General features: G+C 70.7%; 24 protein-coding genes. 17 read left to right on the top strand and 7 right to left on the bottom strand.

Going from position 1 to position 25,375, the window contains the following annotated elements; translation table 11 throughout:
- Window positions 1-197 precede the first annotated feature (197 nt).
- From KAK07_RS00095 to malQ, 4 genes are read left to right on the top strand one after another with little or no spacing between them, the layout of a single operon-like run.
- Window positions 198-2,657: a glycogen/starch/alpha-glucan phosphorylase gene (locus KAK07_RS00095; protein ID WP_210858295.1), complete on the top strand. Its 2,460-nt coding sequence runs from the start codon at window positions 198-200 to the stop codon at window positions 2,655-2,657.
- 14 nt (window positions 2,658-2,671) lie between these two features.
- Window positions 2,672-4,861, top strand: a complete 2,190-nt coding sequence (gene glgB / locus KAK07_RS00100) for a 1,4-alpha-glucan branching protein GlgB (protein WP_210858297.1) — start codon at window positions 2,672-2,674, stop codon at window positions 4,859-4,861.
- 19 nt (window positions 4,862-4,880) lie between these two features.
- Window positions 4,881-6,986, top strand: a complete 2,106-nt coding sequence (glgX, locus tag KAK07_RS00105; RefSeq protein ID WP_210858299.1) for a glycogen debranching protein GlgX — start codon at window positions 4,881-4,883, stop codon at window positions 6,984-6,986.
- A gap of 16 nt (window positions 6,987-7,002) precedes the next feature.
- Complete coding sequence (gene malQ / locus KAK07_RS00110; RefSeq protein ID WP_210858300.1) at window positions 7,003-8,517, top strand: 4-alpha-glucanotransferase; 1,515 nt, start codon at window positions 7,003-7,005, stop codon at window positions 8,515-8,517.
- Here the strand turns inward: malQ and KAK07_RS00115 are convergent.
- Window positions 8,514-8,798 carry a DUF2834 domain-containing protein gene (locus KAK07_RS00115; RefSeq protein WP_210854868.1) on the bottom strand — a complete coding sequence of 95 codons (285 nt, stop codon included), beginning with the start codon at window positions 8,796-8,798 and terminating at the stop codon, window positions 8,514-8,516. The two genes, malQ and KAK07_RS00115, sit on opposite strands and share 4 nt — an antisense overlap.
- Before the next feature lie 109 nt (window positions 8,799-8,907).
- On the opposite strand from KAK07_RS00115, the gene KAK07_RS00120 reads away from it, so the two are divergent.
- Together KAK07_RS00120 and KAK07_RS00125 are read left to right on the top strand one after the other, a co-directional pair.
- On the top strand, window positions 8,908-9,645 hold the full coding sequence (locus KAK07_RS00120) for a helix-turn-helix domain-containing protein (protein WP_247664191.1): 738 nt from the start codon (window positions 8,908-8,910) through the stop codon (window positions 9,643-9,645).
- 118 nt (window positions 9,646-9,763) lie between these two features.
- On the top strand, window positions 9,764-10,021 hold the full coding sequence (locus KAK07_RS00125) for a hypothetical protein (protein WP_210854866.1): 258 nt from the start codon (window positions 9,764-9,766) through the stop codon (window positions 10,019-10,021).
- Between the two features lie 6 nt (window positions 10,022-10,027).
- Here KAK07_RS00125 and KAK07_RS00130 read toward each other — a convergent pair whose 3' ends face one another.
- The 3 genes from KAK07_RS00130 to KAK07_RS00140 are packed head-to-tail and all read right to left on the bottom strand — an operon-like array spanning window position 10,028 to window position 12,413.
- The gene (locus tag KAK07_RS00130) at window positions 10,028-11,002 is read right to left on the bottom strand and encodes a low temperature requirement protein A (protein ID WP_210854863.1); all 975 of its coding nucleotides are present in this window, start codon (window positions 11,000-11,002) and stop codon (window positions 10,028-10,030) included.
- Window positions 10,999-11,625 (bottom strand): NADPH-dependent F420 reductase, encoded by a 627-nt coding sequence (locus tag KAK07_RS00135; protein WP_210854860.1) that lies wholly within the window; start codon window positions 11,623-11,625, stop codon window positions 10,999-11,001. The genes KAK07_RS00130 and KAK07_RS00135 overlap by 4 nt, the downstream gene beginning before the upstream one ends.
- Window positions 11,626-11,642: 17 nt before the next feature.
- Window positions 11,643-12,413 carry a type 1 glutamine amidotransferase domain-containing protein gene (locus KAK07_RS00140; RefSeq protein ID WP_210854857.1) on the bottom strand — a complete coding sequence of 257 codons (771 nt, stop codon included), beginning with the start codon at window positions 12,411-12,413 and terminating at the stop codon, window positions 11,643-11,645.
- A 103-nt stretch (window positions 12,414-12,516) separates the two neighbouring features.
- Here KAK07_RS00140 and KAK07_RS00145 point away from each other — a divergent pair, with 103 nt between their 5' ends.
- From KAK07_RS00145 to otnI, 10 genes are all read left to right on the top strand, one after another.
- Window positions 12,517-13,404: a LysR family transcriptional regulator gene (locus KAK07_RS00145; protein WP_210858304.1), complete on the top strand. Its 888-nt coding sequence runs from the start codon at window positions 12,517-12,519 to the stop codon at window positions 13,402-13,404.
- 80 nt (window positions 13,405-13,484) lie between these two features.
- On the top strand, window positions 13,485-14,309 hold the full coding sequence (locus KAK07_RS00150; RefSeq protein WP_247661187.1) for a FadR/GntR family transcriptional regulator: 825 nt from the start codon (window positions 13,485-13,487) through the stop codon (window positions 14,307-14,309).
- A gap of 198 nt (window positions 14,310-14,507) precedes the next feature.
- Window positions 14,508-15,491 (top strand): TRAP transporter substrate-binding protein, encoded by a 984-nt coding sequence (locus KAK07_RS00155; RefSeq protein WP_210854853.1) that lies wholly within the window; start codon window positions 14,508-14,510, stop codon window positions 15,489-15,491.
- 79 nt (window positions 15,492-15,570) lie between these two features.
- Window positions 15,571-16,083 (top strand): TRAP transporter small permease, encoded by a 513-nt coding sequence (locus tag KAK07_RS00160; protein WP_210854850.1) that lies wholly within the window; start codon window positions 15,571-15,573, stop codon window positions 16,081-16,083.
- Between the two features lie 2 nt (window positions 16,084-16,085).
- On the top strand, window positions 16,086-17,372 hold the full coding sequence (locus KAK07_RS00165) for a TRAP transporter large permease (RefSeq protein WP_210854847.1): 1,287 nt from the start codon (window positions 16,086-16,088) through the stop codon (window positions 17,370-17,372).
- Window positions 17,369-18,295, top strand: a complete 927-nt coding sequence (gene ltnD / locus KAK07_RS00170) for an L-threonate dehydrogenase (RefSeq protein WP_256441010.1) — start codon at window positions 17,369-17,371, stop codon at window positions 18,293-18,295. Before KAK07_RS00165 ends, ltnD begins: the two co-directional genes overlap by 4 nt.
- Before the next feature lies 1 nt (window position 18,296).
- Window positions 18,297-19,301: a D-erythronate dehydrogenase gene (gene denD, locus KAK07_RS00175; RefSeq protein ID WP_210854840.1), complete on the top strand. Its 1,005-nt coding sequence runs from the start codon at window positions 18,297-18,299 to the stop codon at window positions 19,299-19,301.
- Window positions 19,302-19,315: 14 nt separating this feature from the next.
- Entirely contained in the window at window positions 19,316-20,617 is a 1,302-nt protein-coding gene (gene otnK, locus KAK07_RS00180) for a 3-oxo-tetronate kinase (RefSeq protein ID WP_210858306.1), read from the top strand.
- Window positions 20,614-21,282 carry a class II aldolase/adducin family protein gene (locus KAK07_RS00185; RefSeq protein ID WP_210858308.1) on the top strand — a complete coding sequence of 223 codons (669 nt, stop codon included), beginning with the start codon at window positions 20,614-20,616 and terminating at the stop codon, window positions 21,280-21,282. The genes otnK and KAK07_RS00185 overlap by 4 nt, the downstream gene beginning before the upstream one ends.
- Before the next feature lie 27 nt (window positions 21,283-21,309).
- The gene (gene otnI, locus KAK07_RS00190; protein WP_210854833.1) at window positions 21,310-22,113 is read left to right on the top strand and encodes a 2-oxo-tetronate isomerase; all 804 of its coding nucleotides are present in this window, start codon (window positions 21,310-21,312) and stop codon (window positions 22,111-22,113) included.
- 10 nt (window positions 22,114-22,123) lie between these two features.
- Here the strand turns inward: otnI and KAK07_RS00195 are convergent, their stop codons facing one another.
- From KAK07_RS00195 to KAK07_RS00205, 3 genes are all read right to left on the bottom strand, one after another.
- A complete protein-coding gene (locus tag KAK07_RS00195) occupies window positions 22,124-23,134 on the bottom strand; it encodes a trypsin-like serine peptidase (protein WP_210854830.1) in 1,011 nt (336 codons plus the stop codon).
- Between the two features lie 130 nt (window positions 23,135-23,264).
- On the bottom strand, window positions 23,265-23,477 hold the full coding sequence (gene cspE / locus KAK07_RS00200; RefSeq protein WP_210854828.1) for a transcription antiterminator/RNA stability regulator CspE: 213 nt from the start codon (window positions 23,475-23,477) through the stop codon (window positions 23,265-23,267).
- Window positions 23,478-23,623: 146 nt separating this feature from the next.
- The gene (locus KAK07_RS00205) at window positions 23,624-23,815 is read right to left on the bottom strand and encodes a hypothetical protein (protein ID WP_247664221.1); all 192 of its coding nucleotides are present in this window, start codon (window positions 23,813-23,815) and stop codon (window positions 23,624-23,626) included.
- Window positions 23,816-24,148: 333 nt separating this feature from the next.
- Between KAK07_RS00205 and KAK07_RS00210 the strand changes: the two genes are divergently transcribed.
- Complete coding sequence (locus KAK07_RS00210; RefSeq protein ID WP_210858310.1) at window positions 24,149-25,372, top strand: esterase/lipase family protein; 1,224 nt, start codon at window positions 24,149-24,151, stop codon at window positions 25,370-25,372.
- The last annotated feature ends 3 nt before the right edge of the window (window positions 25,373-25,375 follow it).

Genomic DNA, 25,375 nt, shown 5'->3' on the forward strand with positions numbered 1-25,375 from the left:
TCGTCCCCATCGATCGGCTTCCATGCCGGGGTTTTCCCGGTCATGTACCTATGTAAGAGGGCCTTGTGTTGCGCCGTTTTGGCGACAAAGAATGTAGTCAAACTACACAAACGGGCGGAAATTGGTGATACTTGGCTCCATCGCGCCGATGGCGGCCGCACCGCGGTCCTGGCGCCATCCCTGCCTGGAGGATCGTGATGACCACTGCCACCCGTCCCGCCACCCGCGCCGCTGGGCGCACCGCGCCGCAGCGCTCCGAACTGCCTGCGCTGGCCCGCCGCGCGCTGGCGCAGCGCAGCGACGCGCCCGCGGGCGATGCCTGCTGGACCGCGCTGGCCAGTGCCGCCCGCGAACTGCTGGCCGAGCGCTGGGCCGCCACCCAGCGTGCCGATGCCCGCCGCGGCCGCACCCGCCGGGTGCACTACCTGTCGATGGAGTTCCTCATGGGGCGCGCGCTGGGCAATGCGCTGCAGGCGCTGGACCTGCAGGACGCCGCCCAGGCGGCCCTGCCCGAGGGCGCGCCGCCGCTGGGCGAGGTGCTTGAGCACGAGCCCGACGCCGCGCTGGGCAACGGCGGCCTGGGCCGCCTGGCCGCGTGTTTCCTGGACAGCTTCGCCACGCTGGGCCTGCCGTCCTTCGGCTATGGCCTGCGCTACCGCCACGGCATGTTCGCCCAGGCCATCCAGGACGGCCGCCAGATCGAACGCCCCGACACCTGGCTCGAGGCGGGCAGCCCCTGGGAGCTGCCGCGTCCCGAGCTGCGCTACACCGTGGGCTTCGGCGGCCATGTGCGCTTCGAGGGCGGCCAGCACCGCTGGGAGCCGGCCGAGACGGTGGCGGCGCAGGCGATCGACTTCATCGTGCCGGGCCATGGCACCGAGCGCGTCAGCACCCTGCGCCAGTGGCAGGCCGAGGCCGCGCAGCCGATCGACCTGACCGCCTTCAGCCGCGGCGACCACGCCCAGGCCGGCCAGCAGCGTCTGGCCGCCGAGCGCCTGAACTGGGTGCTGTACCCCGATGACAGCACGCCTGCCGGCCGCGAGCTGCGGCTGCGCCAGGAGTTCCTGCTGGTCAGCGCCTCGCTGCAGGACCTGCTGGCGCGCCATCTGCGCGAAGGCGGCGACATCCACCAGGTCGGCCGCGCCAATGTGGTGCACCTGAACGACACCCACCCCGCGCTCGCGCCGCTGGAGCTGATGCGCCTGCTGCTTGACGAGCACGGCCTGGACTGGGACGCCGCCTGGCAGGCCACCCACCAGGCCACCAGCTACACCAACCACACCCTGATGCCCGAGGCGCTGGAGACCTGGCCGCTGGATCTGGTCGAGCGCCTGCTGCCGCGTCACCTGGCGATCGCCTACGAGATCAACCACCGCTTCCTGGACGAGGTGCGCGCGCGCTTCCCCGGCGACGAGGCGCGCGTCGCGCGCATGTCGCTGTTCGACGAAGGCCAGTCCCACCACGGTGGCGAGCGCCGGCTGCGCATGGCGGCGCTGGCGGTGGTGGCCTCGCACAAGGTCAATGGGGTCTCGGCACTGCACTCGCAGCTGATGGTCGACACGCTGTTCGCCGACTATGCGCAGCTGTGGCCCGAGCGCTTCCTCAACGTGACCAATGGCGTGACGCCGCGGCGCTGGCTGGTGCAGGCCAACCCCGGCCTGGCCGGGCTGCTGGACAAGCACATCGGAGCCGAATGGCGCCAGGACCTGTCGGCGCTGGGCGCGCTGCGCGCCAAGGCCGGCGGCAAGCGCATCGGCGCCGAGTTCCTGCGCGTCAAGCGTGCCGCCAAGGCGCGCCTGGCGGCGCATATCCGCGAGGAGCTGGGCCTGGTGGTGCGCGAGGACGCGCTGTTCGACGTCCAGGTCAAGCGCATCCACGAGTACAAGCGCCAGTTGCTGAACCTGCTGCAGGTGATCGCGCGCTACCAGGCCATCGTCGCCGACCCCGGCGCCGACTGGGTGCCGCGGGTGGTGGTGTTCGCCGGCAAGGCGGCCTCGGCCTACCGTGCCGCCAAGGGCGTGATCGCGCTGATCCACGACGTGGCGCGGGTGGTCAACACCGACCCGCGCTTGGGCGACCGCCTCAAGCTGGTCTTCCTGCCCAACTACAGCGTCAGCCTGGCCGAGCTGATCATCCCGGCGGCCGACCTGTCCGAGCAGATCAGCACCGCCGGCACCGAGGCCAGCGGCACCGGCAACATGAAGTTTGCGCTCAATGGGGCGCTGACCGTGGGCACCTGGGACGGCGCCAACATCGAGATGGCCGAGGCGATGGGCGTCGACGAGATGTTCGTCTTCGGCCTGCGCGCCGACGAGGCGGCCCGCATCAAGGCGCTGGGCTACGACCCGCGCCTGTACATCGAGGGCAGCCGTGTGCTGCAGCAGGTGATCGACGCCATCGCCCATGGCAGCTTTGCGCATGGCGACCCGCAGCGCCACCGCGAGCTGCTGCAGCCGCTGCTGCAGCATGACCCCTACCTGCTGATGGCCGATTTCGACAGCTACCTGCAGGCCCAGGCGCGCGTCGATGCGCTGTGGCGCGACCCGGCGGCCTGGGCCGCCAGCGCCCTGCGCAACATCGCCGGCCTGGGGGGGTTCAGCAGCGACCGTACCATCGGCGACTATCTGCGCGAGGTCTGGGCTCCCCCGGCCCGCTGAGGACACACCCCATCATGCTCACCGACCACGACGCCCAGGCGCTGCTGCGCGCCGAACACCCCGACCCCTTCGCCGTGCTGGGCCTGCACGCCGACGCCGACGGGCGGCTGTGGGTGCGCGCGCTGCTGCCAGGCGCGGTGGCGGTGGAGGTGGTGGCGGTGGGCACCGGCCAGCGCGTGGCCACGCTGACCGCGCGCGGCGGCACGCCGCTGTTCGAGGGCCCGGTGCCCCGGCGCCGGCAGCGCTTCGATTACCGCCTGCGCATCACCTGGGACCATGGCGGCAGCAGCGTCCTGGCCGATCCGTATGCGATCGGCCCGCTGCTGGGTGACGCCGACCTGCATTTCTTCGCCGAAGGCACCCACCTGCGCCCCTTCGAGATGCTGGGTGCGCTGCCGCTGACACTGGGCGAGGGGCCGCACGCATTGGCGGGCACCCGCTTTGCGGTCTGGGCGCCCAACGCGCGCCGCGTCAGCGTGGTGGGCGACTTCAACGCCTGGGATGGCCGCCGCCACCCGATGCGCTCGCGCGGCAGCTCGGGCGTCTGGGAGCTGTTCATTCCCGCGGCCGGCGTGGGCGACCGCTACAAGTTCGAGATCCTCGGTGCCGCCGGCCAGGTGCTGCCGCTCAAGGCCGACCCCTATGCGCGCGCCGCCGAGCTGCGCCCCGGCACCGCCAGCGTGGTTGCCGCGCTGCCGCCGCGGCGCGAGCGCGCGCCCGAGCGCCAGGTGGCCGACACCCGCGGCCAGCCGATCAGCGTCTATGAGCTGCACGCCGGCAGCTGGCGCCGCCACCCTGATGGCCGCTGGCACGACTGGGACGAGCTGGCCGCCGCGCTGCCCGCCTACGTGGCCGGGCTGGGCTTCACCCACATCGAGCTGCTGCCCATCACCGAGCACCCGTTCGACGGCAGCTGGGGCTACCAGACCCTGGGCCTGTACGCGCCCACCGCACGCTTTGGCGGCCCCGAAGCGTTTCAGCGCTTCGTCGACGCCTGCCACGCGCATGGCCTGGGCGTGGTGCTTGACTGGGTGCCAGCGCACTTTCCCACCGACGCCCACGGTCTGGCGCAGTTCGACGGCAGCGCCCTCTACGAGTACGCCGACCCGCGCGAAGGCTTCCACCGCGACTGGAACACGCTGATCTACAACTTCGGCCGGGTGGAGGTGCGCAACTTCCTGGTCGGCAGCGCGCTGTACTGGGTCGAGCGCTATGGCATCGACGGCCTGCGGGTCGACGCGGTGGCCTCGATGCTCTACCGCGACTACAGCCGCCCGGCGGGTGAATGGGTGCCCAACGTGCACGGCGGCCGCGAGAACCTGGAGGCGATCGCGCTGCTGCGCCGCACCGCCGAGGTGCTGGGCCAGGAAGCGCCCGGTGCGCTGCTGTTCGCCGAGGAGTCCACCGCTTTCCCCAAGGTGTCGGCGCCCACCTTCGACGGCGGCCTGGGCTTCCACTACAAGTGGAACATGGGCTGGATGCACGACACCCTGGCCTACCTGCGCGAAGACCCGGTGAACCGGCGCTGGCACCACGACAAGATGAGCTTCGGCCTGGTCTACGCGTTCAGCGAGCACTTCGTGCTGGCGCTCTCGCACGACGAGGTGGTGCACGGCAAGGGCTCGCTGCTGACCAAGATGCCGGGCGACGCCTGGCAGCAGGCCGCCAACCTGCGCGCCTACTACGGCTTCATGTGGGGCCATCCCGGCAAGAAGCTGCTGTTCATGGGCCAGGAGTTCGGCCAGCCCACCGAGTGGAACCACGATGCCGAGCTGCCCTGGGGCCTGCTGGCCCAGCCGCGCCACGCCGGCATCCAGCGCTGGGTGGCCGACCTCAACCGCCTCTACCGCGAACAGCCGGCGCTGCATGCGCTGGATTGCGATGGCGCCGGCTTCGAATGGTTGGTGGTGGACGAGCGCGAGCTGTCGGTGTTCGCCTGGGTGCGCCGCGATGGCCAGGGCCGCGAGGCCCTTGTGGTGTGCAACTTCACGCCGGTGCCGCGGCCGGGCTTCCGTCTGGGCGTGACGGGCGGCGCTGGCGCCTGGCGCGAGGCGCTCAACAGCGACGCCGCCGTCTATGGCGGCAGCGACCTGGGCAACGGCGGTCAGGCGCTGGCGGTGCAGGACCAGCCGGCGCAGGGCCGCGCCCGCTCGATCAGCTTGACGCTGCCGCCGCTGGCCACGCTGGTCCTGCTGCCGGCATGAGGCTTGCACGACGCTGCGCATGAACGTGCATCTCCCCACCCAGGTGCAGCCTGGCCGCCCCGAGCCGATGGGCGCGCTGGCGCGCGATGGCGGCGTGAACGTCGCCGTGTTCTCGCAGCACGCCGAGGCGATCGAGCTGTGCGTGTTCGACGCAAGCGGCACGCGCGAGCTCAAGCGCTACCGCCTGCACGGGCCGCACGACCAGGTCTTCCACGGCTTCCTGCCCGGCGTCGGGCCGGGCCTGGTCTACGGCCTGCGCGCGCACGGCCCCTACCAGCCCGAACAGGGCCACCGCTTCAACCCGCACAAGCTGCTGCTCGATCCCTGTGCGCGCGAGATCGTCGGCCACTTCCACTGGTCCGACGAGCACCACGGCTACGAGGTGGGCCACCCCGAGGGGCCGCGCAGCTTCGACCGCCGCGACAACGCCGTCACCGCGCTGAAGGCCCGCGTGCCCGAGGCCATCGGCCCGGCGCCCGGCCGCGCCAATGCGCCGCGCACCGCGGCCGCCGACCTGGTGCTCTACGAGGTGCATGTCAAGGGCTTCAGCCAGCAGCACCCGGCCATTCCGCCGGCGCTGCGTGGCAGCTACGCGGCGCTGGCCCACCCGGCCAGCATTGCCCATTTCCGGCGTCTGGGCGTGACCACGCTGAGCCTGTTGCCGGTGCAGCAGCGCCTGGACGAGTCCCACCTGGCCGAGCGCGGCGCCACCAACTACTGGGGCTACAACACGGTGGGCTTCTTCGCCCCCGAGCCCCGCCTGGCCAGCGCCGCCGCGCGCCACGACCCGGCACTGGTGCACGAGGAGTTCCGCACCATGGTCCATGCGCTGCACGAGGCTGGGCTGGAGGTGGTACTCGACGTGGTCTACAACCACACGCCCGAGGGCAGCGAGGCCGGACCCACGATCAGCTGGCGCGGCCTGGACCACGCCGCCTGGTACCTGCTGCGCGCCGACGATGCCAGCCACTGCGAGAACCACACCGGGTGCGGCAACACGCTGAACCTGTCGCACCCGCGCGTCACGCAGTTCGTGCTCGACAGCCTGCGCCACTGGGTCGAGGCCTATGGGGTGGATGGCTTCCGCTTCGACCTGGCGCCGGTGCTGGGCCGTGGCCGCCACGGCTTCGACCCGCAGGCTGCGTTCTTCACCGCGCTGCGCCAGGACCCGCTGCTGGCCCAGGTGCACCTGATCGCCGAGCCCTGGGATGCCGGCTGGGGCGGCTACCAGCTGGGCCGCTTTCCCGGCCGTTTCCTGGAGTGGAACGACAAGTTCCGCGACACCGTGCGCCGCTACTGGCTGGACCGCAGCGTGCGCCGGGGCGAGCTGGCGCGGCGCTTCACCGCCTCGTCCGATCTGTTCCACCACGGCCAGCGCAGCCCCAGCGCCAGTGTCAACTTCATCACCGCACACGACGGCTTCACGCTGGCCGATGTGGTCAGCTACGCCGGCAAGCACAACCAGGCCAACGGCGAGGACAACCGCGACGGCCGTGACGGCGAACCCTGCGCCCCCTTCGGCCCCGAAGGTCCGAGCGAGGACCCGGCGGTGATCGCGCTGCGCGGCCGGGTGCAGCGTGCGATGCTGGCCACGCTGCTGCTGGCCCAGGGCACGCCGATGCTCGGCGGCGGCGACGAGGCCGGCCGCACCCAGCAGGGCAACAACAACGCCTACTGCCACGACAGCCCCTTGACCTGGCACGACTGGACACGCGCCGATGACGCGCTGACCCAGGTGGTGGCCGACCTGATCGCGCTGCGCCGCAGTGAACCAGCGCTGCACCACGACCGCTGGTTCCAGCACGCGCCAGCGGCGGCCGGCGAGCGCAGCCTGATGTGGTTCACCCCCAATGGCCACGAGATGCAGGTGGCCGACTGGCACGACAGCCACAGCCACGCCTTCGCCTGCAAGATCCTGCCCGGCGCCGATGCGCCCGCCGACGAGCGCCGGCTGATGCTGGCCTTCAACCCCGACATCCTGCCCACCCGCTTCACGCTGCCCCCCGGGCGCTGGCAGGTGGCGCTGGACTCTTGCGGCGAACTGCTGCGCGGCCTGGAGCCGCCGCGTGGTGCGCCGCTGATGGTGCCTGCGCATGCGCTGGTCGTGCTGCGCAGCCTTGATTGACGGAGACACACGACCCATGAACCTGAACCAACGCGCCAGCGGCGTGCTGCTGCATGTGACCTCGCTGCCCGGCCCGCACGGCATCGGCGACTTCGGCCCCGACGCCTACCGCTTCGTCGACTGGCTGGCCAGCGCCGGCCAGCGCCTGTGGCAGTGGCTGCCGACCACGCCGATCGGCCCGGGCAACTCGCCCTACCAGAGCGTCTCGGCCTTCGCCGGCAGCCCGCTGATGGTGGCGCTGGAGCCGCTGGTGGAGCGCGGCTGGCTGCGCCTGGACACGGTGCCTGACTTCGACGCCAGCCGCGTCGACTTCGGCCGCATCGTGCCGTGGCGCATGGACCGCCTGCGCGACGCCTTCGCCGGCTTCGAGCGCCAGGCGCTGGCCAGCGACCGCGCCGCCCTGGCCGAGTGGCAGGCCGCCCAGGCCCATTGGCTGGACGACTACACGCTGTTCATGGCACTGGAGACGGCGCACGGCGGCCAGCCCTGGTGGACCTGGGACGACGGCCTGCGCCGCCGCCTGAAGAAGCCGCTGGCCGCCGCGCGGGCGCAGCACGCCGCCGAGATCGGCTTCTGGGCCTGGGTGCAGTGGTGCTTCGACACCCAGGCCGCGGCGCTCAAGGCCTATGCCAATGCGCGCGACGTGCATCTGATGGGCGACCTGCCGATCTTCATCGCCCACCACAGCGCCGACTGCTGGGCCCGCCCCGAGCTGTACTACCTCGACGAGCAGTGCCAGCCCACCGTGGTGGCCGGCGTGCCGCCCGATGTCTTCACCGCGCTGGGCCAGCGCTGGGGCAATCCGCTGTACCGCTGGGAGAAGATGAAGAAGGAGGACTTCGCCTGGTGGAGCGCGCGCATCCGCCGTGCGATGGACCAGGCCGATGTGTTCCGCATCGACCACTTCCGCGGCTTCGCCGGCTACTACGAGATCCCGGCCAGCTGCCCCACCGCGGTGGAGGGCACCTGGAAGCCCGGGCCGGGCAAGGCCCTGTTCGAGGCCATCGAGCGCGCGCTGGGCCCGCTGCCGATCATTGCCGAGGACCTGGGCCTGGTGACGCCCGACGTGATCGAACTGCTCGAAGCCACCGGCTTTCCGCGCATGAAGATCGTCCAGTTCGCCTTTGGCGACGACGGCACGCACGAGTTCCTGCCGCACAACTACGACCCCAACACCGTGGTCTACACCGGCACCCACGACAACGACACGGTGCGCGGCTGGTGGGCCACGGCCACGCCGCGCGAGCGCGAGTACGCCTGCTGCTACATGGCCTGCGGCGAGCACGACATCCACTGGGGCATGATCCGCGCCGCCGCCAACTCGGTGTCCAACCTGGCGGTGTTTCCGCTGCAGGACGTGCTGGGTCTGGGCCCCGAGCACCGCATGAACCTGCCGGGCAGCCTGGGCGACCACAACTGGAGCTGGCGCTTCGGCTGGGAGATGCTGGGCCCCGAGCCGGCCCGCGTGCTGGGCCTGATCACCGCGGCGGCCGGCCGCGGCCCGTTCGAGCTGCTGAAACTGCCGGCTTAGGGTCGACGCCACAGCAGGTAGGCCAGCAGGCCCAGCGAGCCGCCCACCAGCGTCAGCGCCACCCAGGGCCAGGCGGGGCGGCCCTGCGCGCGGCATTCGGGCACGACGTAGCCCAGGGCCACGCCGCAGGCCAGCACCAGGTCGATCGTGATCTGCGTGCTGCCCGGGCCGGCGAAGCCCTCGCGCCAGATGCCCAGGTAGCCCACCTGGGCCATGACCCACAGCGAGAAGGCGCCGAAGGCCGCGGTGACGATCCACAGGATGGGCTTGAGGGGGGACATGACCGGCTCCTTGGGTTGGGATGTCCGCCACTGTCGGCCCGCCAGCGCACCGCCGCAATGACCTGCCAGGTCATCGGCACCATCACCCGGCTGGCCTATGCTCGCGCCCATGCACCCCCTCACCGCCCTGCGCCGCGAGCGGCGCGTCAGCCAGATGGAGCTGGGCCTGCGCGCCGGTGTGTCCCAGCGCCACCTGAGCTGCATCGAGACCGGGCGCGCCCGCCCCACCCGCGCCACGCTGCTGGCCCTGCTGGATGCGCTGGACGCACCGCTGGCCGAGCGCAATGCCGCGCTGCTGGCCGCCGGCCTGGCGCCGGCCTACACCCAGCACGCGCTGGACGCGCCCCAGCTGGCCCCGGCACTGGATGCGGTGCGGCAGATGCTGCACGCCCCCGGCAGCCCGCCGGCGCTGGTGCTGGACGCCGAGTGGAACCTGCTGATGGCCAACGCCGGCGTGCAGCGCCTGCTGGCGCTGCTGGAGCTCTCGCTGCCCGAGGGTCCGCTGAACCTGCTGGACTGGATGCTGGGCCCGCAGGGCCTGCGCAGCCGGCTGCTCAACGAGGCCGAGACCTGCGGCGAGGTGCTGCACCGCGCGCGGCGCGAGGCCCAGCACCTGCCGGCGCTGGCGGCGCGGCTGCAGCACCTGTCGGCCGACCTGCCCGACTGGCCGATGCCCACCGCCCACACCCCGCTGCTGCTGACCCGGCTGCGCTCCAGTGCGGGCGAACTGCGGCTGTTCTCGATGTTCAGCAGCTTCGGGGCACCGCTGGATGTGACGCTGGCGTCGCTGCGCATCGAGCACCTGTGGGCGGCCGATGCCGCGACGGCGGCGCTGTTGCACGGCTGAGGGGCGCACCAGATCGGCGCATCGGCGGTCCAGTGCCGGCTTTGGCCCGTTGTTTCGCCTCAGTCAGTCGGCATTTGCGCCGATAGTGCGGGCATGCGATTCATGCGAAGGTGAGACCATGCTCCGCCACAAGCACTCCATCCGGCTGTCGGCCGTCGACCAGCGCCTTTTCGAGGCACTGACCGGCCCCGGTCAGCCCGCGCCCACCACGGTGACCGACTACAACCAGCGTCTTCGCCTGGCGGTGCAGACCTGGAGCCAGGCGCGCAGCCGCGACGAACGCGACCTGGGCGTGATCGCCGCCGGCCTGCTGCTTGACGAGCAGGACCACGCCGCGGTGATCGACCACCAGCGGCTGGCGCGCGTGCGCCACTGAGCCGCATCAGCGGGCCCGGCGCAGCAGCGCCAGCCCCAGCGGGATCAGCGCCACGCCGCTGACGAACAGCAGCCACTGCGCCGGCGTCCAGGGCGCGTCGCCCGCCAGTGCCACGGTGCCGGCGGCCAGGCAGAAGACGCCCAGGTAGATCGGCACATGGCCATAGGCCCACCGCCGCAGCTGGCGGCCGCCGGCCGCGCCGTCGACCACGCGCTCGTCGTGGGCGCGCGTCACCTCGAAGTAGCCCAGCCAGGTCAGGAAGGCCAGCGCCGCGCCCAGCAGCGCCGCCGCCACGGCCGTGCCGTGCAGCGCCGGCCCATGGTCCAGCGCATGCACCACCGAGGCCATGCCCTCGCCCAGCAGGATGATCGTGAACAGGCCGAAGCGCTCGGGCAGGTGCTCGGGGTGCGGCGGCACCGCGGCGGTGTAGCGCGCCACCCACCACGGCGAGGCCATGTCCAGCGCCAGTGCCAGCCCCCACAGCGCCAGGCGCGGCATCGGCGGCAGCGCCGCCGAGACCGCCCACAGCAGCGCCTGCAGCCCGTACAGCCCGCCATAGGCACGGATCAGGCCCTGCGCGCCGCGCCAGCGCCGCTCGGCCAGGTAGGCCACGACCAGCAGGGCCTTGAAGGCTGCCATTCCCAGCGCGAAGCCGGCGGCCCGCTCGCCGAAGGCATCGCTGACGCCGTAGGCGATCACGCAGACGGCCAGGATCTGCGCCAGGCCCAGCCGGCGCTGGTCGGCTCGCTGCTGGTCGAAGCGCGTGGCATGGAAGGTGTGGCCCAGCCAGCACCACCACATCGCCATCAGCAGCAGCGCACTGCCGGCAGCGCCGACCGCATCGAAGTGGTGGGCGTAGTGGCCCGAGAGCTGCGCCACCGCCACCACGAACACCAGGTCGAAGAACAGTTCGAACCAGGTGGCCTTGCGCGCATGCACCAGCGGGGGCAGGGCGTCGGATGCATCGGGCTGGTGGCTCATCGGCTCATCCGCGCAAAGGCAAACTGCCGCCCCTGGCCCTGCTTGAACGCCAGGTGGATCCACACCATCGCCAGGGGCTCCAGGTAGCGGGCGGCACTGAGCGGGCCCATGTCCACGGCGTCGAAGCCGATCAGCGTGGCCAGCGCCAGCACCTGCTGGCGCGCGGCGGCGTCGTCGCCGGCCACCGGCATCATCGGCGCGCCCTGTGCGTAATGGCTGTCGGCCATGTTCTCGGCGCCGGTGGTGTTGAAGGCCTTGACCACGCGGGCGCCGCGGGCCCGCGCGGCGATCTGCTCGGCGCCGCTGGTGGTGGTGCCCAGGCTCAGGCCCGACAGCCCCGGTGCCAGCGGGTTGGTGGCGTCCACCAGCACGCGGCCCTGCCAGTCCGCCCGCTCGGCCGCGATGGCCAGCGCGGCGGCATAGGGCACGGCCAGGATCACCAGGCCGCCGCTGTCAATGGCCGCGGCGCTGCCGGTGAGGCGCGCCTGCGGCCCCAGCGCCGCCACCGCATCGGCGTAGCGGGCGGGTTCGGGCACGCCCAGGGTCACCGGCTGGCCGGCGCGCAGCAGCGCACGGGCCAGGGCCATGCCGACGTTGCCGGCGCCGAGGATGCTGATTGTCATCGTCGTCTCCTGCCGGTTCAGCGGCCCAGGGCCTCGATCACCAGGCGCGCGGTCTCGCCGCCCGAGAAGTTCTGCTGGCCGGTGATCAGGTTGCCGTCGCGCACCGCGAAGCTGCGCCACAGGCCTGCCTGCACGTAATTGGCGCCCAGGGCCTTCAGGCGGTCCTCGATGCGCCAGGGCATCACATGCTTGTCGCGCGGCAGCAGGCCGTAGGACCACACGGCGTTGTCGGCGAAGTCTTCCTCGATGTTGGCAAAGCCGGTGACGGTGCGGCCCTTGGCGATGTACTCGCCGCGGCTGTCACGGGCATAGGCCAGAATCGCGCTGCCGTGGCACAGCGCGGCGGCCACCTTGCCGGCCTCGAAGAAGGCGGCAAACACCCGGTGCAGCTCGGTCGCGCCCTCGAAGCTGAACATCGGCGCCTGGCCACCGGCCACGACGATGGCGTCGAAGGCCGCGATGTCGATCTCGGCCACCGGCCGGGTCTGCTCGACCAGCGCCTTGAGCTTGGGCGTGTGGAGGAAGCCCTGGCTGATCAGGTCGGTCTGGCTGTAGCCGCTGGGGTCGTTGGGGTCGCTCATCGCGTCAGCGGTGCAGGCGCCGCCCATCGGGCTGAAGACCTCGACCTCGTAACCCACCTCGACGAAGGCGTGGTACGGGTGGGTCAGCTCGCTCCACCAGAAGCCGACCGGCCAGCCGGTGGTGGTGGACACCGCGGGGTTGGCGATCACCATCGCCACGCGCTGGCGGCGCTGGGGGTTCAGCACATTGGGGTCCTGCAGGCTCATCGGGGTCTCCTGGTCGGTGGATGCGATGGCTGGCAGTCTGGTCGCTGGCGGCGTGGCTATCAATCCATCACAATGAGACGTACTGTTGACACACGGGGCAACAATGGACCTCTCCTCGCTGCAAGCCTTCGTCAAGGTGGTCCAGACCGGCAGCTTCACCCGCGCGGCCGATGCGCTGCAGACGCACAAGGCGCGCCTGTCGCGCGTGGTGAGCGAACTGGAGCGCGAACTGGGCGTGCGCCTGCTGGAGCGCAGCACGCGCTCGCTGTCGCTGACCGAGGCCGGGCGCGAGTTCTTCGAGCGTGCCCACGCCATCCTGGGCTCGGTCGACGAGGCGCGCCAGGCGATGCAGCGCATCCGCGGCGAGCCGCAGGGCACGCTGCGCCTGACCTGCGGGGTGGAGTTCGGCCTGGTGGCGGTGGGCGGCTGGATCGCCGAGTACCTGGCCACCTACCCGCAGGTGCAGGTCGAGGCCGACTACACCAACCGCGTGGTCGACATCGTCCACGAAGGCTTCGACCTGGCGGTGCGCGTGGGTCCGCTGGCCGACTCGTCGCTGGCCGCACGCCGGCTGGGGGCGCTGGACTACGGCCTGTATGCGTCGGCCGCCTACCTGCGCCGGCAGGGTCGGCCGGACAGCCCGGCCGAGCTGGTGCAGCACGCGCAGGTGGTTTATGCAGGCGCCGCGCCGCAGGGCCAGTGGATGCTGACGCGCGGCGACGACAGCCACCGCGTCAAGCTGCAGCCGCGGCTGCGCGTCAACACCAGCCTGGCCGCGCGCGAGGCGCTGCAGCGTGGTCTGGGCATCGGCCTGCTGCCGCGCCGCGTGGCCGAGCCGGACGGCCAGCGCGCGCTGCTGCAGCGCGTGCTGCCCGACTGGGCGGCGCCCGAGGTGCCGGTGCACGCGGTATTCGCCAGTGCGCGCTACCTGACGCCCAAGGTGAGGGCCTTCATCGACCTGGCGGCGCAGCAGTTTGGCGGGCCGGTCTGAACGCAGTGTCTCCGCCACGGGTGGGAAGCCTGTCCACAAGGTTTATATTGTTGTCATACAGCCTCCAGGCCGCTCCCACCATGCCCACCACTGCTGACCAGCCCTTCGGCAATATGCCAGCCCTGCGCGTGGGCGCCCGTCTGTCGGAGCAGTTGGCCGACGCGCTGGCGCTCAGCATCCGCGACGGTCAACTCAGCGCTGGCCAGAAGCTGCCAACCGAGCAGGCGCTGGTGGAGCGTTTCGGCGTCAGCCGCACGGTGGTGCGCGAAGCCCTCTCACGGCTCAAGACGCTGGGGCTGATCGAATCCCGCCAGGGGTCGGGAGCCTACATCAAGACCGCCTCGCCGCAGGCGCTGTCGCAACTGGCGTTCGAGCCCGACGGATCGCTCGACGCGGTGATCCAGATGGTCGAGGTGCGCCGCGCACTGGAGGCCGAATCGGCCGCGCTCGCCGCGGCGCGCCGCACGCCCCAGTCGGTCAAGCAGATCAGGCAGGCCCTGCAGGCCCTGGCCAAGGCCGTGCGCCAGGGCGGCGATGGTGTGCAGGAGGATGTGGCCTTCCATACCGCGATCGCCCAGGCCTCGCGCAATCCCTTCCTGCTGGCCACGCTGGCCTACCTGAATCGTTTCCTTCTGGACGCCACGCGCGTCACCCGGGCCAACGAGGCCACCCGCGCCGACCTCGAAGCCGAGGTGCACCGGGAGCACAGCGCCATCGTCGCCGCCATCGATGCAGGCGACGTGGCCGCGGCGCGCCAGGCCGGCGCGGCACACATGGTCAATGCGGCGCGCCGCATCGGCCAGGCCGACCCGGCATTCTGGGCGCGTCATGGCCAGCAATTGGCCGACCGCCTGCGTGCCGAACTGGGCCAGCCCCAGCCAGCGGCTGCGTCGCGCCGACGCTGACACTTCGGCGGCAGTCGCGCTGCCGCCACCGCCGCTCTGTGTGTCCCGCCGGCCACCGCCGCGCCACCACCGCGCCACCGAACGCCAAGGGAAAACCCGCTCGCCAGACCATCGCGCGATCTCCTAATATTTGTATGACAACCTGACGACATGACAGCAATCGGGTTGCGCCTCGAATCCATCCAGAAGGAGACCCCGATGTCCAAGCGTTCCCTCCTGCGGCTCGCGCCCGTCCTGGGCGCCGCCCTGCTGATCGCCGCGATCCCCGCCTCGGCACAGACCGTCCTGAAGCTCGGCCACGTGCTGGCCAAGGGCTCGCATTACGACGTCGGCGCGGTCAAGTTCTGTGAAGAGATCGAGAAGGGCACGGCCGGGCGCTACAAGTGCCAGGTCTACCCGGCCAGCTCTTTGGGCGGCGAGCGCGAGGAGATCGAGGCGGTGCAACTCGGTACGCAGGATTTCGTGCTCACCTCCACCGGCCCGGTCGGCAACTTCGTGCCCGAAATCAAGGTCGTCGATGTGCCCTTCCTGTTCCGCGACTATGACCATGCACGCAAGACGCTGGACGGCCCGATCGGTCAGGAGATGCTGACCCGGTTCCCGGCCCATGGCCTGGTCGCGCTGGCCTGGAGCGAGAACGGCTTTCGCCACATGACGAACAACAAGCGCCCCATCGTCAACGCTGCCGATGCCGCCGGCCTGAAGATGCGCACGATGGAGAACAAGGTGCACATGGAGGGCTACCGGACCTTCGGCATCCTGCCCACCCCAATGGCCTTCCCCGAGGTCTTCGGCGCGCTGCAGCAGGGCGTGGTCGACGGCCAGGAGAACCCGATCCCGGTGATCCTGGCGTCCAAGTTCTCCCAGGTGCAGAAGCACCTGTCGCTGACAGGCCATGTCTACTCGCCTGCTTTGCTGCTGACCTCGCCGCGGGTCTGGAACAAGCTCAGCGACGCCGACAAGAAGGTCTTCTCCGACGCCGCCAAGGCCAGCGTCGCCGCTACCCGCAAGAAGGTCAACGATGACGAGGCCAACGGCATTGCGCAGCTCGAAAAGGAAGGCATGCAGGTCGTCCGGCAGGTCAACAGCGCCAGCTTCCGGGACGCCACCAAGCCCGCCTATGTGAACTACGCCAAGGAGTTCGGCGCCGAGCGCATCGCCGCCATCCAGGCGATCAAGTGAGTCCGTGCCCTGCCGGTTCCGCCGCACTGCGCGCAGGAACCGGCGGGCGCCTCCCCGAACCCTGTCCGAGGCTACTGCCATGCAGACCTTCGAGAACGCCCTGATGCGGCTCAACCGTGGCGCCCTGGTGCTGCTGCTGGCGGCCATGGCCGTCATCATCTTTGCCAACGTGGTGCTGCGCTACACCACCAGCGAGTCCATCGAATGGGCCGAGGAAGTGGCGCGCTACTTGATGGTGTGGCTCACCTTTCTGGGGGCGGGTCCGGTGCTGCGCTACGGCGGGCACATCGCGGTTGAGAACCTGCAGGATGCACTGCCGCCACGCGCCGCGGTAGCGCTGCGTGCGCTGATCGCCTCGATGCTGTTCGCCTTCTTCGGCTTCATGGTCTGGTTCGGTCTGCTCTATGTGGAGCGTGCGCAGTACCAGATGACACCCACCACCCAGATCTCGATGTCCTGGGTCTACGCCGCCATCCCGGTCGGCGGGCTGCTGCTGGCGCTGCATCTGGCGCTGGTGCTGCGCGGCTATGTCGGCGAACGTCGCATGGCGGCCGACGACCACTTTGACGCCAACGCGAGCGCTTCCCTATGAGCATGAGCCTGATCCTGTTGCTGAGCGCCTGCGGACTGCTGGCGATCGGCATGCCCGTGGCCTTCGCGCTGGGGGTGTCCACCCTGTGCGCCGTGATGCTGGGCAGCGACTTCCCGCTGATCGCGATGCTGAAGCAGACCTACGAGGGCGTCGACAGCTTCCCGCTGATGGCAGTGCCCTTCTTCATCCTGGCGGCCGAGCTGATGAGCGGTGGCTCGCTGACAGAGGTGCTGCTGAAATTCGCCGCGCAGTTCGTCGGCCACCGCCGAGGCGGGCTGGGCTATACCAATGTGGTCTCGCTGACTTTCTTCTCGGGCATTTCGGGCTCGGCGCTGGCCGATGCGGCCGGTCCGGGCTCGATGATGATCCGCATGATGGACAAGGCCGGTTACGACCGCGCCTACGCCGCCGCGCTGACCGCCGCCACCGCGATCGTCGGGCCCATCATTCCACCGTCGATCATCATGATCATCTACGCGCTGCAGGACGAGCGCGTGTCGGTGGGTGCACTGTTCGTCGCGGGCTTCATTCCCGGGCTGCTGATCGCCGCCGGCATGGCGGCCGTCAACTGGCGCGTCTCCACCCAGCGCAACTACCGTGGCGACGAGGATGTCGCCACCTGGCAGGACAAGCTGCAGACCACCTGGCGCGCGCTGCCTGCACTGATGCTGCCGGTGATCATCCTGGGCGGCATGCGGGCGGGCTGGTTCACCCCCACCGAGGCTTCGGTGGTGGCGGTGTTCTACGCGCTGGTGTGTGGCAAGTGGATCTACCGCACGCTGCGCTGGGAGGCGCTGCCCGACATCCTGTCGCGCTCCTCGTTGCTGACAGCGTCGGTGCTGATCATCATCGGCATGTCCAACGCCTTCGCCTGGGTGTTGACTGTCGACGGTCTGCCGCTGACGCTGGCCGAATGGATGGCGGCTCAGCAGCTCAGCGCGATGGGCTTCCTGATCGCGGTGAACATCTTCCTGCTGATCTTCGGCATCTTCATCGAGCCGCTGCCTGGTGTGATGGTGCTGGTGCCCATCCTGGCGCCGGTGGCCGCCAAGTTGGGCATCGACCCGATCCACTTCGCGATGGTGGTGATCTTCAACCTCACGCTGGGGATGATCACGCCACCCGTGGGGGGGCTGCTGTTCGTCACCTCCAATGTGTCCAAGGTACCCCTTGCTGCGCTGACCCGCGAGCTCAAGCCCTTCCTGGTGGCGCATGCGGTGATCCTGGCGCTGCTGACCTTTTGGCCGGGCCTGAGCACCTGGGCGCCGCACGCGCTGGGCTTCCAATGAACCAAGAACGACCGAACCCCATGAGTGATAAGAGCATCGGTGTGATCGGCCTGGGCGCCATGGGCCGCGGCATGGCCGCCTCCCTGCGGCGCGCAGGCTGGAGGGTGCATGTCTGCGATGTCCGCGCGGAGGCCGCCCAGGCGTTTGCCGCCGAGGGCGGCGTGGCCTGTGGCAGCCCGGCCGAACTGGCGGCGCAGTGCGAGGTGATCGTCAGTGTGGTGGTCAATGCCGCGCAGACGGAGGCCGTGCTGTTCGGTGACGGCGGCGCCGCCGTGAACATGAAGCCAGGCAGCCTGTTCATCATGTGCTCGACCGTCGACCCGAACTGGTCGGTGCAGCTCGAGGCACGCCTGGCCGCGCAGGGTGTGCTGTACCTGGACGCGCCGATCTCCGGCGGCGCGGCCAAGGCCGCTTCGGGCGAGATGACGATGATGACGGCCGGCACGCCAGCGGCCTACGCCAAGGCCGGCGGCGCTCTGGAGGCGATGGCGGCCAAGGTCTACCGGCTGGGCGAGCGTGCAGGCAACGGCAGCAAGGTCAAGATCATCAACCAGCTGCTGGCGGGCGTGCACATCGCCGCGGCCGCTGAAGCCATGGCCCTGGGCCTGCGAGAGGGCGTGAAGGCCGAAGACCTCTACGACGTCATCACCCACAGCGCGGGCAACAGCTGGATGTTCGAGAACCGCATGGCCCATGTGCTGGCTGGCGACTACACGCCGCTCTCCGCCGTGGACATCTTCGTCAAGGACCTGGGCCTGGTGCTTGACACGGCACGCGCCACCAAGTTTCCGCTGCCGCTGTCTGCCACCGCGCACCAGATGTTCATGCAGGCCTCAACGGCGGGCTACGCCCGCGAGGACGATGCCGCGGTGATCAAGATCTTCCCGGGCATCACGCTGCCACCCGGCGCGGCCGGAGCCTGAGATGCGTCTGCTGATCACCGGTGGCGCCGGCTTTCTGGGGGCGAGGCTGGCGCGCGAGCTGCTGGCGTCGCCCCAGCTGGCCTGGGGAGGTGACGAGCCGTGCGGCCTGACCGAGCTGTGGTTGACCGACCAGGTGCCGCCGCCGGCGGACCTGTGCGAGGACCCACGGGTGCGGGTGCTGAGCGGTGATCTGCTGGACCTGCTGGACAGCGGCACGCTGAGCTTGCGCGGCAAGGATGCGGTGGTGCATCTGGCCGCGGCGGTCAGCGGCGACTGCGAGCGCGATCTGGACCTGGGTCTGCGCAGCAACATCGACACCACCCGCGCACTGCTGCAGGCGGCGCGGGCGGCGGGCCATGCGCCGCTGTTCGTCTATGCCAGCTCGGTGGCGGTGTTCGGCGGCGAGCCCGGTCAGCCGCTGCCCGCGCTGATCCGCGACGACACCCTGCCCGTGCCGCAGGGCAGCTACGGCGTCCAGAAGTTCATCGGCGAGCAGTTGGTCGCCGACTACGGCCGGCGCGGGCTGGTCCGGGCGCGCACGCTTCGGCTGATGACGGTGGCGATCCGCCCGGGGCGGCCCAATGGCGCCGCCTCGGGTTTCCTAAGTGGCATGGTGCGCGAGCCCCTGGCTGGTTTGCGCGCGAGCGTTCCGGTGCCTCCGCACACCGCGGTGGCCCTGGCCTCGCCTGGCAACACCATCGCCGGCCTGCTGGCCGCACTGACCTGCTCGCACCGGGACTGGGGTCCCCGCACCGCCCTGAACCTGCCGGCACTGAGCACCACCGTTGGTGAGATCGCCGGGGCCCTGGGCCGCCTGGCCGGCCCGGCGGCGTTGGCGCTGCTGGACTGGGTGCCTGACGCGCGCATCGGCGCGATCGTCAGCGCCTGGCCCAGCCGCTTCGACACCGCCCGCGCCCACGCGCTGGGTCTGTCGCCCGACGCCAGCGTGGACGAACTTCTGGCCCAGTACGTGCGCGAGAACCGATCCGCCGTCCAGTGGCCCTGAACTGAGAGACACCCATGAGCCTCCCCTTGCTCGGCTGCATCGCCGACGACTTCACCGGGGCCACCGACCTGGCCAACAACCTGGTTCGCGCCGGCATGCGCTGCGTGCAGACCATCGGCGTGCCGCAAGGCGATGTGCAGCTGCAGGCCGACGCCCTGGTCGTGGCGCTCAAGTCGCGCACCGTGCCGGCCGCTGACGCGGTGGCGCAGTCGCTGGCGGCGCTGCGCTGGCTGCAGGCGCAGGGCGTGCAGCAGATCTACTTCAAGTACTGCTCCACCTTCGACTCCACCGCCGAGGGCAACATCGGTCCGGTCACCGAGGCGCTGATGGACGCGCTGCACGGCGCGGGTCGGGGCTTCACGATCGCCTGCCCCGCCTTTCCGGAGAATCAGCGCACGGTGTTCAAGGGCCACCTCTTCGTGGGTGACGCGCTGCTGTCCGACAGCGGCATGCGCCACCATCCGCTCACCCCGATGACCGACGCCAACCTGGTGCGCGTGATGCAGTCGCAGACCCGCCGCCAGGTAGGACTGGTGGCCCACGACGTCGTGGTCGCCGGTCCGCAGGCGATCCGTGATCGTTTCACCCGCCTGCAGGCCGAGGGTGCGGGCGTGGCGGTGGTTGACGCCATCAGCCATCAGGATCTGATGCAGATCGGCCAGGCGCTGGCGGGCATGCCCCTGGTCACCGCCGGCTCCGGCATTGCCATTGGCCTGCCGCAGAACTGGCCGCAGCTGCAAGGCCGGACCGCCGCATCACCGGCCGACGCTTTGCCCCCGGCACGGGGTTGGCAGGCCGTGGTCTCGGGCAGTTGCTCGGTGGCCACCAACGCCCAGGTGCTGGCGTTCAGGCGCAGCGGTCGCCCCAGCCTGGGCATCGACCCGCTGGCGATGGCGGCGGGCGAGGATGTAGTCGCCCAGGCGCTGGCCTGGGCCGAGCCGCTGCTGGCTTCCGGCCCGGTGCTCGTTTACGCCACGGCCGAGCCGACTGCAGTCCGGGCGGTGCAGGAGCGCTTGGGCGTGGCCCGGGCTGGTGAGATGGTGGAGCACGCGCTGTCACGCATCGCCGCCGGGCTGGTGCAGCGCGGCGTGCGCCAGCTGCTGGTGGCTGGCGGCGAGACCTCCGGCGCCGTGGTGCAGGCGCTGGGCGTGCAGCGCATGACGATCGGCCTGCAAATCGACCCTGGCGTCCCGTGGACAGCGGCGGACACGCCGCTGTGCCCGGGCGAGCCGGTGCACATGGCGCTGAAGTCAGGCAACTTCGGCAGTCCCGACTTCTTCACCAAGGCCTTCGCACAACTGGCATCGCAGCCATGACCGAATCAGCACTGCGTGACGAGATCTGCCGGGTGGGCGAGTCGCTGTTCGCGCGCGGGTATTTACACGCGACGGCGGGCAACATCAGCGTGCGCCTGCCGGACGGTGGCTACCTGATCACACCGACCGACGCCTGCCTTGGCACGCTGGATCCCGCGCGCCTGGCCCATGTCAATGCAGAGGGTGTTCAGACAGCGGGCGACCGCGCCTCCAAGACCCTGACCCTGCACCGCCGGATCTATGGCGCCGACCCGCAGGCAGGTTGCGTGATCCACACCCATTCCACCCACCTGGTCGCGCTGTCGCTGGCGCCGCGCTGGGGTGCTGACACACCGACCTCTGACGATCTGTTGCCGCCGATCACGCCCTACTTCGTGATGAAGGTCGGTCATGTGCCGATGATTCCCTACCACCGCCCGGGCGACCCCGTGGTGGGTGAGTTGGTGGCGCAGCGCATGACGCGGATGCAGGCTGCCGGCATACCGATTCGGGCCGTCATGCTGGAGCGACTGGGCCCCACCGTGTGGCACGGCAGTCCGGCCGAGGCCAGCGCTGTGCTGGAAGAGCTGGAGGAAACCGCCAGGCTTTGGCTGCTGACCGGCGCCGCACCGCTGACCCCAGACCAGATCGACGAGTTGCGCCAGCAGTTCGGCGCCGCCTGGTGAACCCTTCACTTGCCCGACAGGACGCCCATGCCCCGATTCGCAGCGAACCTCACGATGCTCTACAACGAGCATGCCTTTCTGGACCGTTTCGCCGCCGCCGCGGCCGATGGATTCCTGGGCGTTGAGTACCTGTTTCCCTACGCCTTCCCGGCCCAGGAGATCGCGGCACGGCTGCGCGACCATGGCCTGCAGCAGGTGCTGTTCAACGCGCCGCCGGGCGACTGGGAGGCTGGCGAGCGCGGACTGGCCTGCCTGCCCGGGCGCGAGTCCGAGTTCCGCGCCGGCTTTGCGCAGGCGCTGGTCTATGCCGAGGAGCTGGACTGTCCGCGCATCCACGTGATGGCCGGCCTGGCCCCGGCCGGTGCGGAGCGCGCGGCGCTGCAGGCCACCTACGAGGCCAATCTGGCCTGGGCGGCAGCGCAGGCGCAGTCCGTCGGACGCGAGGTGCTGATCGAGCCGATCAACCCGCGCGACATCCCCGGCTTCTTTCTCAATCGGCAGGACGAGGCGCACCGCACCGTGCAGGCTGTCGGCGCACCCAACCTGAAGGTGCAGTTCGACCTCTACCACTGCCAGATCGTCGAAGGCGACGTAGCGATGAAGATCCGGCAGTACCTGCCCACCGGGCGCGTCGGCCACTTCCAGATTGCGGGTGTGCCGATGCGCCACGAGCCGGACCTGGGCGAGTTGCACCACCCGTACCTGTTCGATGTCATCGACGAGGTCGCGTTGGCCAGCGGCTGGCAGGGCTGGGTGGGTTGCGAGTACCGGCCGCAGCGCGGTGCAGTACCCGGCGGCACCCGTGATGGGCTGGGCTGGATGCGCTGCTGAGAGCGGCGCCTCAGGCCGCGGTCAGCGTGTTCAGCACATCGGCATACCACGCCAGGTTCAGGCCCAGCGTTTCGTCCTGCAGGCGATCGCGCGAACTCATGTCCATGCGGGTCGAGTGCACGCCCACCAGTTGCCAGGGCAGGCCAGCGTCGCCCGGGCCGCTCAGGCGCCGGCGCCGCAGCACCGGCGCGCCGCTGCTGCCGCGGTGGGTGCGCGCATCGGTGAGGAAACAGCCCTGGCGCTGGAAGCGGATGCCGTAGGCCGAGGCCACCGAGGCGTTGCGCGCCACGGCCAGGTGGTGCACCGTGTCGTGGAAGCCCAGCGGGTAGCCGACGATGGTCAGGGCATCGCCGATGGCGATGTCCTCGTCCAGCGGATCCAGGTGGCTGCGGTCGAAGGCCTGCAGCACCGCGTTGGCGGGCAGCAGGCCGGTCTCGATCTCGATCACCGCCACGTCCACCGGTCCGCCGCTGTCGGTGGCGTCGCGCCACTGGCTCAGGCGGTTGCGGTACAGCGGCAGGCTCAGCACCGTGCAGCGGCTCAGGTCGCGCGCGTCGGTGTGCAGCAGCACCTCGAGGCGGTCGGGCTGGTGGCCGCTGGCCTCCTCGGAGAACACATGCCGGTTGCTGACCAGGAACAGTCGGCCGTCGCGCCGGAAGAAGAACCCGCTGGCGCTGGTCAGCACCTGGTAGCCGACATAGGTGGTGATCTGGGTGGTGGTGAGCAGCAGGGTCTCGGCCGGTCCGGCCGGTGGCGCGCTGGCCGACTCGGCCGGGGCGGCGCGCAGCCGCGCGGCGATGCGGGCCACGTCGCGCTCGAAGGTCGACAGCACCAGCTCGGAGATGTCGGCATGCAGCATCACGGTGCGGGCCACCTCGGCGTGGCTGTCGAAGGAGTCCCGCAGCCGGGCGCGCAGCGTGGGCGGCAAGGCGTCGATCAGGGCCGGCACCAGGGCGTCCAGGGCCACCTGGCTGCCCTTGAGTTCGCAGATGCGCTCGGTCGCCTCTTGCAGGTTCTTCATCGCCGGTCCCTCCGCAGGCCTCTGGCAACGGCCAGGGCCAAGAAAAAAGCGCGGCTGGGCCGCGCTCTCGGTGCCTGGGGCGGGGTGAACTGCCAGCGGTGGCTGGCGCTTCACGGCCCCGGGGGGAATGTCACCCGATCGAGCGGATGCGCGAGGCCTGCGGGCCCTTCTGGCCCTGGGTCACCTCGAACTCCACGCGCTGGTTCTCGGTCAGCGTCTTGAAGCCGCTGCCCTGGATTTCCTTGAAGTGGGCGAACAGGTCCTTGCCGCCGCTGTCGGGGGCGATGAAGCCAAAGCCCTTGCCTTCGTTGAACCACTTCACGGTGCCGGTTTCAGTCGTCATGATGTCTATCCTTGCTGGATGCGTTGAAAAGATGCCCCAGCTTTCGCCAGTGCGGGTCAGCAGCCTCCGGACATGGAGGCTGAATACGGTGGGGGTCGGGCCCAGGCCGGTGCAGGCACTGGGGTCGAGGCGGGTCACGGCGGTGCTCATTGGCGCGGGCCGTGGGTGTCGATCCAGGCCAGGGCCTGGTCGATCGCGAACTGCGAGGCCTGGTCGGGGCTGTCGAACACCGGCATGAAGCGCATGATGCGGTCGTGCGTCATGCTGCCGCTGCCGCTGCGGATGGACACGCCAGCGCCGAAGCGGCCGCCGATCAGCGGGCGGGGGAGGGCAGACACGAGGTACTTGCCGACCTGTAGAGATGCTTGGATGAGGATTCCTTGGAGGACCTCGCCGTCACTGAAGCGGCGATGTCCTGACTGTCTGGGGTGGGGCGCGCAGCGGTGGCGCGGGCGTCGGTCGAGCTCTGTCCGGCGTCTGGCCCGCGGGGTCGTTCGCGGCGGGCCGGAGGCAGCCAGAGAAGAGAGACAGCCGAAGCGATCAGACAGTCTGGCAGGGGATGGAGATCAGCGGGTGATCTCGGTGCGGTTGGGAGCCGCCACCAAAAACAAGAGACCCAGTCTAGCACGTCCTGCCGCAGCGCGGTGGGTTCTTTCGTGCCACACTGGTCCATGACGCAACCGCTTCTGCAAGCCGCCGATCTGCGCGGCGCCACGCGCCTGACCACCGATGCGGTGGTCGGCCTCGCCAGCCTGGTCGAAGCGATGCACGCCCGCATTGCCAGCCCGCCCTGGCTGCCCGGCCTGGGCGGTGCCGTGCCCGGGGATGAACGCACCCGCGGCCTGACCGGCCTGGTCTACAAGACGGTGCGCGGTGTGACCCACCTGGTGGGTGGCAGCACCGAACACCTGCTGGGCTGGCTTGCGCTGGCCATGGCCGATCCGCAGCCCCTGCGGGCGCCACGCCCGGAGCGCGAGGCCTTTGTCGCTGCCCTCAACGGCGTGCTGGGCGATCACCTGGCCGCCACCGACAACCCCCTGGCGCTGGCCATGGCCTTTCGACAAGGCGGCCGCGCGTTGCCGCTGGACCGGCCCTCGCTGCGCGCTCGCGTGCCGGGCGCCACACCGAAGCTGCTGGTGCTGCTGCACGGCCTGTGCATGAACGACCTGCAGTGGCAGCGCGACGGCCACGACCACGGCGAGGCGCTGGCGCGTGAACTGGGCTACACGCCGGTCTACCTGCACTACAACAGCGGCCTGAGTGTCTCCACCAACGGGCGCATCCTGGCGCCGCTGCTGGAGCGCCTGTTCGATGCCTGGCCGGTGCCGGTCCAGCGCCTGGCCCTGCTGGGCCACAGCATGGGCGGACTGGTGGCACGCAGCGCGATCTACCACGCCGCGCTGATGCAGCGCGGCGGCCTGCGCTGGCCCGGCCGGCTCGACGACCTGGTCTGCCTGGGCACACCGCACCTGGGGGCGCCGCTGGAGCGCGCCGGGCATGGCGTCGATGTGCTGCTGGGCGCGGCGCCCTACGCCGCGCCGCTGGCGCGCATCGGCAAGCTGCGCAGTGCCGGCATCAACGACCTGCGGCGCGGCAGCATCCTTGGCGCCTCGACGGCCGAGGACGACGCGCAGCGCGCAGCGGCCGTGGGCCTGCCGCCCGGCGTGCACTGCCGCGCGATCGCGGCCTGCCTGGGGCCGGCGGGTGGCAGCCTGAAGGGCCGGCTGCTGGGCGATGGCCTGGTGCCGGTGGCCAGCGCGCTGGGCCAGGATCCCGACCCCGCACGCAGCCTGGACTTCGCGCCCGAGGACCTGGCCATCGTCCACGACACCGGCCACCTGGACCTGCTGTCCTCGCCGGCGGTGTACGCGCAGCTGAAGGCCTGGCTGGCCTGAGGG

This window comes from Ideonella alba (assembly GCF_018069875.1).
In the GTDB taxonomy this organism is placed as follows: domain Bacteria; phylum Pseudomonadota; class Gammaproteobacteria; order Burkholderiales; family Burkholderiaceae_C; genus Ideonella; species Ideonella alba.

What these genes read in the sequence shown, in the direction of transcription:
- KAK07_RS00095 (WP_210858295.1), top strand. Translation starts at nt 198, where the DNA reads ATGACCACTGCCACCCGTCCCGCCACCCGCGCCGCTGGGCGCACCGCG.
- glgB (WP_210858297.1), top strand. Translation starts at nt 2,672, where the DNA reads ATGCTCACCGACCACGACGCCCAGGCGCTGCTGCGCGCCGAACACCCC.
- glgX (WP_210858299.1), top strand. Translation starts at nt 4,881, where the DNA reads ATGAACGTGCATCTCCCCACCCAGGTGCAGCCTGGCCGCCCCGAGCCG.
- malQ (WP_210858300.1), top strand. Translation starts at nt 7,003, where the DNA reads ATGAACCTGAACCAACGCGCCAGCGGCGTGCTGCTGCATGTGACCTCG.
- KAK07_RS00115 (WP_210854868.1), bottom strand. Translation starts at nt 8,798, where the DNA reads ATGTCCCCCCTCAAGCCCATCCTGTGGATCGTCACCGCGGCCTTCGGC.
- KAK07_RS00120 (WP_247664191.1), top strand. Translation starts at nt 8,908, where the DNA reads ATGCACCCCCTCACCGCCCTGCGCCGCGAGCGGCGCGTCAGCCAGATG.
- KAK07_RS00125 (WP_210854866.1), top strand. Translation starts at nt 9,764, where the DNA reads ATGCTCCGCCACAAGCACTCCATCCGGCTGTCGGCCGTCGACCAGCGC.
- KAK07_RS00130 (WP_210854863.1), bottom strand. Translation starts at nt 11,002, where the DNA reads ATGAGCCACCAGCCCGATGCATCCGACGCCCTGCCCCCGCTGGTGCAT.
- KAK07_RS00135 (WP_210854860.1), bottom strand. Translation starts at nt 11,625, where the DNA reads ATGACAATCAGCATCCTCGGCGCCGGCAACGTCGGCATGGCCCTGGCC.
- KAK07_RS00140 (WP_210854857.1), bottom strand. Translation starts at nt 12,413, where the DNA reads ATGAGCCTGCAGGACCCCAATGTGCTGAACCCCCAGCGCCGCCAGCGC.
- KAK07_RS00145 (WP_210858304.1), top strand. Translation starts at nt 12,517, where the DNA reads ATGGACCTCTCCTCGCTGCAAGCCTTCGTCAAGGTGGTCCAGACCGGC.
- KAK07_RS00150 (WP_247661187.1), top strand. Translation starts at nt 13,485, where the DNA reads ATGCCCACCACTGCTGACCAGCCCTTCGGCAATATGCCAGCCCTGCGC.
- KAK07_RS00155 (WP_210854853.1), top strand. Translation starts at nt 14,508, where the DNA reads ATGTCCAAGCGTTCCCTCCTGCGGCTCGCGCCCGTCCTGGGCGCCGCC.
- KAK07_RS00160 (WP_210854850.1), top strand. Translation starts at nt 15,571, where the DNA reads ATGCAGACCTTCGAGAACGCCCTGATGCGGCTCAACCGTGGCGCCCTG.
- KAK07_RS00165 (WP_210854847.1), top strand. Translation starts at nt 16,086, where the DNA reads ATGAGCCTGATCCTGTTGCTGAGCGCCTGCGGACTGCTGGCGATCGGC.
- ltnD (WP_256441010.1), top strand. Translation starts at nt 17,369, where the DNA reads ATGAACCAAGAACGACCGAACCCCATGAGTGATAAGAGCATCGGTGTG.
- denD (WP_210854840.1), top strand. Translation starts at nt 18,297, where the DNA reads ATGCGTCTGCTGATCACCGGTGGCGCCGGCTTTCTGGGGGCGAGGCTG.
- otnK (WP_210858306.1), top strand. Translation starts at nt 19,316, where the DNA reads ATGAGCCTCCCCTTGCTCGGCTGCATCGCCGACGACTTCACCGGGGCC.
- KAK07_RS00185 (WP_210858308.1), top strand. Translation starts at nt 20,614, where the DNA reads ATGACCGAATCAGCACTGCGTGACGAGATCTGCCGGGTGGGCGAGTCG.
- otnI (WP_210854833.1), top strand. Translation starts at nt 21,310, where the DNA reads ATGCCCCGATTCGCAGCGAACCTCACGATGCTCTACAACGAGCATGCC.
- KAK07_RS00195 (WP_210854830.1), bottom strand. Translation starts at nt 23,134, where the DNA reads ATGAAGAACCTGCAAGAGGCGACCGAGCGCATCTGCGAACTCAAGGGC.
- cspE (WP_210854828.1), bottom strand. Translation starts at nt 23,477, where the DNA reads ATGACGACTGAAACCGGCACCGTGAAGTGGTTCAACGAAGGCAAGGGC.
- KAK07_RS00210 (WP_210858310.1), top strand. Translation starts at nt 24,149, where the DNA reads ATGACGCAACCGCTTCTGCAAGCCGCCGATCTGCGCGGCGCCACGCGC.